Source organism: Intrasporangium sp. (genome assembly GCF_030452765.1).
Classification (GTDB): Bacteria; Actinomycetota; Actinomycetes; order Actinomycetales; family Dermatophilaceae; genus Intrasporangium_A.
Genome location: NZ_JAKDLO010000190.1, coordinates 1 through 8064, shown reverse-complemented (window position 1 = coordinate 8064; position 8064 = coordinate 1). Strand labels below are relative to the sequence as shown.

Sequence of the window (8064 nt, the reverse complement as noted above, 5' to 3'; positions counted from 1 at the left end):
GCTCGGTCGTGTCCTCGCGTCGGTCGGCGCTCATGCCCCTATCCTCACCCATTCCCGCCCGACCGGCTCGAACCGGGCCGTGCCTCCGGTCAGCTCGGCGAGCATCGAGCCCGCGGCGGCCACCCCGTCGGGCGCCACCGCGACCCGCACCGTGACCCCATGCGCCGCATACTCCACGTCCACCACACGCAGACCCCCACGGGTGCGCAGGGCGTTCTCGAGGCGCGGCCCGTCCGCGTGCGGCACGCTCGTCGCGAGGATGACGCTCAGCTCGTAGCGCGCGGCGGTGGCGGTCTCGAGGGCGGCGTGCACCGCGTCGCCATAGGCTCGGATCAAGCCGCCTGTCTCGAGCAACACCCCGCCGAACCACCGCGTGACGACAGTGACGACATCGGTCACACCGGCGCCACGGAGCACCTCGAGCATCGGCATACCCGCCGTGCCGGACGGCTCCCCGTCGTCGTTGCTGCGCTGCAGGCCGCGGTCTGGGCCGAGCACGAACGCGGTGCAGTGGTGACCGGCCTCCCGCGACCCGGCCCGGACCTGCTCGATGACGGTCCGTGCTGCCTGCTCGCTCGAGGCCGGCTCGAGGTCGCAGACGAAGCGAGACCGCTTGGTCACGACCTCGGCGCGCACCGGCCCGGCGATGGTCAGGTAGGAGGCCGGCGAGCCGTCCGTCGTGACCCTCGCTGACTCGTCCACGACAGGAGTATCCCGTGAACTATCCCGTGAACACCGCGCCGGCCCTCCGGTCGTCGGTCACCGCTCGCAACCAAGCCGTGACCGCACGGTCCCCAAGGCGTGATCCACGGCCCAGAGACTGGTAGCCATGCGCCTCGTCCCCGTCGCCCTCGGAGGAGCGGCGGGGACCCTCCTGCGTCTGCTCCTCACGCAAGGTCACGCCGGGCCGGGCTGGGATGTCCGGATGGTGGTCGTCAACGTCCTCGGCGCCTTCCTGCTCGGTGTCGTCAGCCAGCTCCGGCTGCGGCCCGGGCAACGAGACTTCCTCATGACCGGTGGCCTCGGGACCCTGACGTCGTTCTCGATCCTCGCCGTCGCCTTCGTCGACGGCACCCGGGCCTCGACGGCCTGGCTGGGCCTGCTCGCGAGCGTGGTCCTCGGGCTGGGGGCTGCCCTGGCCGGCATCCTGCTCGGCCGGCTCCTGACGGCCGACGAGCTCGGGGCCGGCGCGTGACCGCCATCCCACTGTGGGCCTGGGCCCTCGCGGTCGTCGCGGGTGGGTTTGCGGCGGTGACCCGTGGCTGGCTCGTCGAGCGGTTCGCCGGTCGGCGCCTGCCGCTCGGGGTCCTGGTCGCCAACATCGCCGCGTGCGCGCTCGCCGGGGTGGTCGTCGCCGTCCGCGACCGGATCGACGCCGTCTGGGTCTTCGTCCTCGTCGGCGGGCTCTGTGGTGCCCTCTCGACCGTCGCCGACCTCAGCCGCGACACGGCGCTGCTCGTGCGCGACGGCGACGTCGTCGGGGCGGTGGGCAACGTTGCACTGAACGTCATGCTCGGGCTGGGAGCGAGCTGGGCGGCATACGGCCTGGTCAGCTGAACCGCTGCAGCACGATGTCGACGATCGCCTCGGGCGGCGGCTCACCGGCGAGCAGCAGCGGCGCGGTCACGTGCTCGGCGCCGCAGTTCGCCGCGCGGTCGGCGAAGGAGCCCGGCGCGAGCAGGTAGGTGGCGACGAGCACGCCCCGGCCCGCTGCGTGCTCGTTCGCGACGACGTCCGTCAGGCGCGGCTGCCCCGCTGTCAGGTATGCCGCTGTCACCCGCCGCCCGAGCAGCTCGCCCAGCTGGGTGGCGGCGGTCTCGCAGTCGGCGACGGCGAACTCGTTCGAGGAGCCGGCCGCGGCCAGGACGACGGTATCCGTGGTGCGAAGATGCCTGCGGCCCAGGCGTGCCCGGATGAGCTCGGCGAGCCTGCGGTCGGGCCCGAGGGCAGGCGCGACGGTGGTGCCCCCGGCTGCGGCTGCGGCTGCCGCGTCGGTGAGGTCGACGAAGACGTGGTACCCGGCCGAGAGCAGGAGCGGGACGAGGCGGGCTGGGCGGCCGCCGAGCCGCGCGAGCACCTCGGCCGGGCTCGGCTCCTGCACGTCGACGTAGGCCGAGCGCACCTGCAGGTCGGGCCGGCGGCGGGCGACGGCGTCGACCAGGCCCCGGACGGCGGCCTGTCCCTCGGGCGAGGCGGTGCCGTGCGAGCACGCGACCAGGACCGGCTCCATCTGGGGGCTTCGGGCTCAGGCGTCGGCGCCGACGAAGCGGCGCAGGGCGCCGATGACGATGTCGGGGGCATCGGTGTGGACCCAGTGGGAGGCACCCTTGACGGTCAGCTGCCGCACCGCGGGGAAGAGGTGGCGCATCCCCTCGGCGTCCTCGGCCTTGACGTAGGCCGACTCCCCGCCCGCGATCCACAGCACCGGGCCGGCGAAGGGGAGCGCCTCCCCGGCGACCGAGGGGAAACCCGCGATCTGCGACTGCCTCCCCTGCGCTGCGTCGGCGGCGAACAGGTCGAGGTTGGCCTGCCAGTGCCAGCTCGCGCCGTCCCGGCGCAGGTTCTGCAGCAGGAACGCCTTGACCCCGGGATCGGACTCGTGGAAGCGCTCCTCCGCCTCCGCGCGGCTGTGCAGCTCCTGCAGCGGCAGCCGGAGCATCTCGTTGATGTACCCCTCGAACCGGGCCAGGTCTCCGTAGTCCTTCGGTGCGATGTCCACGACGACGAGCCGCTCGACGAGGTCGGGGTGCAGCAGCGTCGTGAGCATGGCGACCTTGCCGCCGAGGGAGTGCCCGACGAGCGTCCACGTCTCGTCGGGAGCGGTCTGCGACAGGGTGGCCGCGACCGAGTCCGCATAGCCCTCGTAGGAGAACTGCTCGCTCCGGGGCGAACGGCCGTGGTCGGGCAGGTCGACGAGCAGGCACCGGGCGTCGGTCCGCTCGGGGCCGGTCACCCCCTTGGTGATCTGGTTCCAGTTGCGCCCCTGGCCGAACAGGCCGTGCAGGAACGCGACGTGGGGGCCGGCCGTCCCCACCGACTTCGTGTGCAGGGGCCCGACGACGCGTGCGGTGCTCATCGAGGCAGCGTAGCGAGCGCTGTCGCGATCGCTTGGGCCATGGTCGTCGAGGGGTGGCCGAGGAGTCGGCTGAGGTGGCCCGTCTCGACGAGCAGCGCGCCGTGCCTTGTGCATGGTTGGAAGACTTCAGCCGACGTTGGGATCCTCACGGAGCCGCAACCGACACCTGGCAGCATCGAACTACCGTCACTTCACAATGGGTGGAGTGACATCCTCTCAGTCTCCAACCACACCGGATAGTCATCGGCTTGCGGACGGGTGCTCCGTCAGTCGTAGATGGTGCTGCGGTTGCCCACATCGAGAGCGATGATGATCAGTTCCACCCGCCGGATGTCGAGGATCACGCGGTAGTCGCCCACCCGCAGTCGCCACAGGCCGGTGTAGGGGCCGGATAGGGCCTTGCACCGCTTCGTCGGGTCGTCCAGGCTTTCCAGCGCGGTCAGCGTCTTCAGTACTCGCATGGCGACCTGCCGGTCCAGCTTCTTCAACGCTCGGTCGAAGTCACGATCCGTGCGGATGACCCACGTCATGCAGGCTGATCAGGCGTCGCGTCCAGTTCCTCACGGCTGATGTTCATCTCGGACATCAGCTCGTCGAGCGGGCGGGTATTGCGCTGGCCGGCCCGAATGGCCTCGGCGTGGGCGGCCAGTCCGTAGGCGTACTCCAGGTCGTCGATCCCGGCTGTGACCAATTCGCGCAGGTAGTAACTCTTTGATCGTCCCGTGGCAGTTGCCAGCCGTGAGAGCCGCTCATCGACCTCTACCGGGAGACGAAGGGACCGGGGGACCTCTTTCACTGCCACGACATACCTCCATGACTACTTGTAGTCATCATCCTACACGCCCAACGCGTAGGCATCCACCAACCGTCCCACTCATCGATCCTTCTACGGTCGGGTCAGCGCCCGTGCTACTCGCTCCATGAACTGGCGGCAGGCACCCGGTGTGCACGGTCCGAGGCCATCGGCCTGCGCGGTGAGGGCCTCGTGGACGAGGTGGTCGTGGCCGTGACGCCTGGTCCACCAGTGGCCGCCGTCGATCTTGGGGAGGATGACGCCGTCGGTCGCGTAGGCCTCGGCGCGGCATGCCTTGAGAACGGCCTACCGCTCTGAGACGAAGGGCGGCACTGGGACCACCTCGCCCTGTGGTGCCCGGTCGACGGGGAGGGTCACAGGAGACGACGGCCCATCGCCCACGCGGTCAGCTCGTGGCGGGAGGAGAGCTGGAGCTTGCGCAGCACCGACGAGACGTGGGTCTCGACCGTCTTGACCGAGATGAACAGCTCCTTGGCGACCTCCTTGTACTGGTAGCCCCTCGCGATGAGCCGCATCACCTCACGCTCTCGCGCCGAGAGCCGGTCCAGCTCCTCGTCGATCTCCGCCACCTCGCCGGCGGCCGCCCCGAACGCGTCGAGGACGAAACCGGCCAGGCGCGGGCTGAAGACCGCGTCGCCGTCGGCGACCCGCCGGATCGCGGTGAGCAGGTCCCCGGCGCTGATCGTCTTCGTCACGTAGCCCCGCGCCCCGGCCCGGATCACGGCGATGACGTCCTCGGCGGCATCCGAGACCGACAGCGCGAGGAAGCGCACCGGGCCACCGCGCTCGCTCTCGACGCCGATGCACCCGCGGATGACGTCGCCGCCGCCGTGCCCGTCGCCGCCGGGCAGATGGACATCGAGCAGGACCACATCGGGTCGCTGCTGCGTGATCACGGACACGGCTGACTCCACGGCGCCCGCCTCGCCGACGATCTCGAGCCGGAAGGCCGCCTTCTCGACGAGGGTGGTCAGCTCGGACCGCACCCCGGTGCGGAACATGTGGTGGTCGTCGACGATGACGATGCGGATCGTCCGGTCCTCGGTCATGCGGACTGCTCCTTCAGCTGGGTGCTGTGCTCGTCGGTGGGCTGCGGCGTGTCCTGGGCCTCCGCGCCGGGCGGCTGCGCTCCCGCCGGCTCGACGGGCAGGCGCAGCTCGATCTCCGTCCCGTCGCTGCGCCGCCGGATCCGCGCGGTGCCGCCGTGCCGCTCCATCCGGCCGATGATCGACTTACGCACACCGGCCCGGTCGTCGGCGACGTCGTCGAGGTCGAAGCCGGCCCCGTGGTCGCGCACGAACGCCTCGACCGCCTTCGGGCCGACCTCGACGTATGCCGTCACGGGCGGGCTCGCGTGGCGCGCGGCGTTCCAGGCCGCCTCGCGGACCGCCTTGACGAGCGCATCGAGGTGCGGGTCCATGGGCCGGTCCCCGGTGACGACGAGCTCGACCGGCACACCGTGCAGGTCCTCGACCTCGTCGAGGGCAGCGGTCAGCGCGGCCCCCAGCGTGCCGGCCCGGGCGTCCTCGTCGTAGAGATAGGAGCGCAGCTGTCGCTCCTGTGCCCGGGCGAGCCGAGCGACCATGCCGGCGTCGTGGGACTGGCGCTGGATCAGGGCCAGGGTCTGCAGGACCGAGTCGTGCAGGTGTGCCGCGATGTCGGCGCGCTCGGTGGCGCGGATCCGGGCCGCCTGCTCCTCGCGCAGGTTGCTCCACAGCCGCAGGATCCACGGCGCTGCGAGCACCACGAGGCCGATGAGCGCCGCGAGCACCGCCCCGGCCACCTGCCACAGGTCGGTGAGGTTGGTGCCGCGCGCCAGCAGCCCGACCAGGCCGAGCGTCACGAGCCCCAGGCCGACGACGAGCCACACCCAGCGAACCGGGCGCCTGGAACCCGTGGCATCCGAGTCGTCCAGCTGCGACCAGAAGAAGACGGCACCGATGCCGATCGCGACGACCGGCAGGACCAGCTCGGGATGGATGTCGACCCCGGTGCTGCCGAGCCACATCGCCCCGGCGGCGGCGAGCACGACGACGCCGAGGACGGCCAGCAGGACGGCCTGGTTGCCGCTGCGCAACCAGTTCCGGACGGCACGGGGGGTGAGGCTCTGGTCGGCACGGTTCGAGCTGCTGCCGCGCACGGCGGCCAGCTCCGGGTCGCCGGGAGCGGCGCTGCGCATGGTGGCCCAGAGGAAGATGTACACGGTCAGGCCCGCCCCGAACGGCAGGGCCGTCAGCACGAAGATGATCCGGACGATCTTGGCCGGCACCCCGAGGTGGTTGGCCAGGCCGGCGGCGACGCCTCCGATCATCCGGCCGGAGCGAGGCCGCACGAGCGGGGGCCTCACCGCGCTTCTGGATGCGGCTGTGGGAGCCTCCGGCGGCGTGGCAGGCGGCGTGGCCGGCGGCGTCGGCGACGCGGGTGCCGCGCTCGCGGGGTGCTGTGCCGGGTCCATGTGTCCATCCTCGCCCACTCGCAGCGCCCTGACGAGGACCGCTGGCCTGTTTGGGGGTCTGGTCAGGGTCGCTTCAGGGACGACCCTCATGGCTGACGAGGGCCCCTGCGCGCCACGCTGGTGCCATGGCGAAGAAGAGCTCCTCTCCCCCCCACGGCCTCGACGGCTTCTACGCAGCGCTGCGCCGGCCGGGCATCACCCGCACCAGCGACGGTCGCTGGTTCGCCGGTGTCGCGGCGGGGCTGGCACGCCGGCTCGGTGTCGACCCGCTGGTCGTCCGGGGCGCGTTCATCCTCTTCGGGCTCTTCTTCGGGATGGGGGTCGCGCTCTACCTCGTCTGCTGGCTGCTGATGCCGGACGAGAAGGGCAAGCTGCCGATCGAAGCGGCCCTCAAGTACGGCGACGGGGGGTCGATCTTCCTCATGGTCGTCACCGGGATCGCACTCTTCGGCGGCGGCCCATGGGGGAACGGAGACCTCGCCGGCTTCCGGGCCGTCGGCCTCGTCGCCCTGCTCGCCGGGGCCTGGTGGTTCCTCACCCAGACCGACTCGGGGCGCGACCTGCTGCACAACCGGCGGGGGTCGAGCCAGGACTCGACCGCGCCACCGGCGAGCGACGTCTCGACCGGCAACGCGGCAGCAGCGGCCGGCGCGAGCTTCACCGCGCCGGACCCCGCACCCGGCACCGCGCCAGAGCCGGCGCCCGTCTGGACACCCGGCACCGCGACCGAGCCGACGCCCGTGTGGACACCCGGCTCAGCGGCATACCCCACGCCGGAGGTTCGGGTGCGAGCCATCGGCTTCGCCGCGGGCCTGCTCATCCTCGGCCTCGCGACCATCGTCGGCGTGCTCGTCCACGGCATCGCAGGCGCGGCCGGATGGGGCGGCAGCCACCTCGGCACGGCGTTCGCGGCCGGTCTCGGGACGCTCGGTCTCGGGCTCGTCGTCGCGGGCCTGGCGGGCCGCAGGTCCGGGTGGCTCACCCCTTTCGCGGTCTTCGGGACCGCCGCGACGCTCCTGACGCTGGTCGTGCCCCAGGGCATGACCATGCCGTTCCGGGTGGGTGACGTCAGCCACACCGTCACGAGCCTGAACGGTGACAACCGCTTCGAGCTCGGCCTTGGTAACCTCACAGTCGACCTGAGCGGGGCCGACTACCGGTCGACCCCGGTCAGTCCCGACATCGTCCACACCGCCGTGGGCCTCGGCGAGCTCGACCTCGTCGTCCCCAAGGGCGTCAACGTGCTCGTGCACGCCAGTGCCAAGGCAGGTGAGCTGCAGGCCTCGGACCCGTCCGCGGTCAACGGCACGGCAGCCGGCGCCTCGCAGCTCAACATCGACGGCACCAACTGGGACAGGACCCTGCGCTTCGGCCGCAACGAGCCGCCGCAGATCGAGGTCTTCGCCGAGGTCGGCGTCGGCCAGATCACCGTCTCGACGGCGAGCGCGCCATGAGCGAGCACCCCACCAACCCCGAACCCACCAGACCCGACTACAACCCGATGGACGAGACGATGAACGAGAAGCACGAGCGGCCCGATGACACAACGGTGCTCGGCGAGCCGACCCGGGCGGTCCCGGAGCCACCATTCCGCGTCGATCCGGCCACCCCGGTGCCCGACGACGTCGTGACGGCGGAACCGGCCGCACCGACCGCCCCCGCCGGGCCGCCGGCGCCCGACCCGGCGACCCGCCAGCCCGACCCCGCCCCCTACCGGGC

At 71.9% G+C, this 8064-nt stretch carries 10 protein-coding genes and 1 pseudogene; 4 read left to right on the top strand and 7 right to left on the bottom strand.

What is annotated here, in order from left to right; all coding sequences use genetic code 11:
• Positions 1-30: 30 nt before the first annotated feature.
• A complete protein-coding gene (locus L0H79_RS18645; RefSeq protein ID WP_301486144.1) occupies positions 31-702 on the bottom strand; it encodes a YigZ family protein in 672 nt (223 codons plus the stop codon).
• A gap of 127 nt (positions 703-829) precedes the next feature.
• Here L0H79_RS18645 and L0H79_RS18640 point away from each other — a divergent pair, with 127 nt between their 5' ends.
• Together L0H79_RS18640 and L0H79_RS18635 are read left to right on the top strand one after the other, a co-directional pair.
• On the top strand, positions 830-1195 hold the full coding sequence (locus tag L0H79_RS18640; RefSeq protein ID WP_301486143.1) for a CrcB family protein: 366 nt from the start codon (positions 830-832) through the stop codon (positions 1193-1195).
• Entirely contained in the window at positions 1192-1557 is a 366-nt protein-coding gene (locus L0H79_RS18635) for a CrcB family protein (RefSeq protein WP_301486142.1), read from the top strand. Before L0H79_RS18640 ends, L0H79_RS18635 begins: the two co-directional genes overlap by 4 nt.
• Here the strand turns inward: L0H79_RS18635 and L0H79_RS18630 are convergent.
• The 6 genes from L0H79_RS18630 to L0H79_RS18605 all read right to left on the bottom strand — a co-directional run bounded on the left by L0H79_RS18630 (position 1550) and on the right by L0H79_RS18605 (position 6237).
• Positions 1550-2230, bottom strand: coding sequence for a sirohydrochlorin chelatase (locus L0H79_RS18630; RefSeq protein WP_301486141.1), 681 nt, complete (start codon positions 2228-2230; stop codon positions 1550-1552). The genes L0H79_RS18635 and L0H79_RS18630 overlap by 8 nt on opposite strands.
• Before the next feature lie 15 nt (positions 2231-2245).
• Positions 2246-3076, bottom strand: coding sequence for an alpha/beta fold hydrolase (locus L0H79_RS18625; protein WP_301486140.1), 831 nt, complete (start codon positions 3074-3076; stop codon positions 2246-2248).
• 266 nt (positions 3077-3342) lie between these two features.
• On the bottom strand, positions 3343-3606 hold the full coding sequence (locus L0H79_RS18620) for a type II toxin-antitoxin system RelE/ParE family toxin (protein WP_301486139.1): 264 nt from the start codon (positions 3604-3606) through the stop codon (positions 3343-3345).
• Positions 3603-3878: a ribbon-helix-helix protein, CopG family gene (locus L0H79_RS18615; protein WP_301486138.1), complete on the bottom strand. Its 276-nt coding sequence runs from the start codon at positions 3876-3878 to the stop codon at positions 3603-3605. Before L0H79_RS18615 ends, L0H79_RS18620 begins: the two co-directional genes overlap by 4 nt.
• 365 nt (positions 3879-4243) lie before the next feature.
• Positions 4244-4939 (bottom strand): response regulator transcription factor, encoded by a 696-nt coding sequence (locus L0H79_RS18610; protein WP_301486137.1) that lies wholly within the window; start codon positions 4937-4939, stop codon positions 4244-4246.
• The gene (locus tag L0H79_RS18605) at positions 4936-6237 is read right to left on the bottom strand and encodes an ATP-binding protein (protein WP_301486136.1); all 1302 of its coding nucleotides are present in this window, start codon (positions 6235-6237) and stop codon (positions 4936-4938) included. The genes L0H79_RS18610 and L0H79_RS18605 overlap by 4 nt, the downstream gene beginning before the upstream one ends.
• Before the next feature lie 233 nt (positions 6238-6470).
• On the opposite strand from L0H79_RS18605, the gene L0H79_RS18600 reads away from it, so the two are divergent.
• Together L0H79_RS18600 and L0H79_RS18595 are read left to right on the top strand one after the other, a co-directional pair.
• Positions 6471-7799: a PspC domain-containing protein gene (locus L0H79_RS18600; RefSeq protein WP_301486135.1), complete on the top strand. Its 1329-nt coding sequence runs from the start codon at positions 6471-6473 to the stop codon at positions 7797-7799.
• Positions 7796-8064: pseudogene (locus L0H79_RS18595) on the top strand (hypothetical protein); the annotation flags it as partial. The gene L0H79_RS18600 and the pseudogene L0H79_RS18595, both read left to right, overlap by 4 nt.

Coding starts and splice junctions, on each gene's coding strand:
- L0H79_RS18640 (WP_301486143.1), top strand. CDS start 830: ATGCGCCTCGTCCCCGTCGCCCTCGGAGGAGCGGCGGGGACCCTCCTG.
- L0H79_RS18610 (WP_301486137.1), bottom strand. CDS start 4,939: ATGACCGAGGACCGGACGATCCGCATCGTCATCGTCGACGACCACCAC.
- L0H79_RS18600 (WP_301486135.1), top strand. CDS start 6,471: ATGGCGAAGAAGAGCTCCTCTCCCCCCCACGGCCTCGACGGCTTCTAC.
- L0H79_RS18630 (WP_301486141.1), bottom strand. CDS start 2,230: ATGGAGCCGGTCCTGGTCGCGTGCTCGCACGGCACCGCCTCGCCCGAG.
- L0H79_RS18625 (WP_301486140.1), bottom strand. CDS start 3,076: ATGAGCACCGCACGCGTCGTCGGGCCCCTGCACACGAAGTCGGTGGGG.
- L0H79_RS18620 (WP_301486139.1), bottom strand. CDS start 3,606: ATGACGTGGGTCATCCGCACGGATCGTGACTTCGACCGAGCGTTGAAG.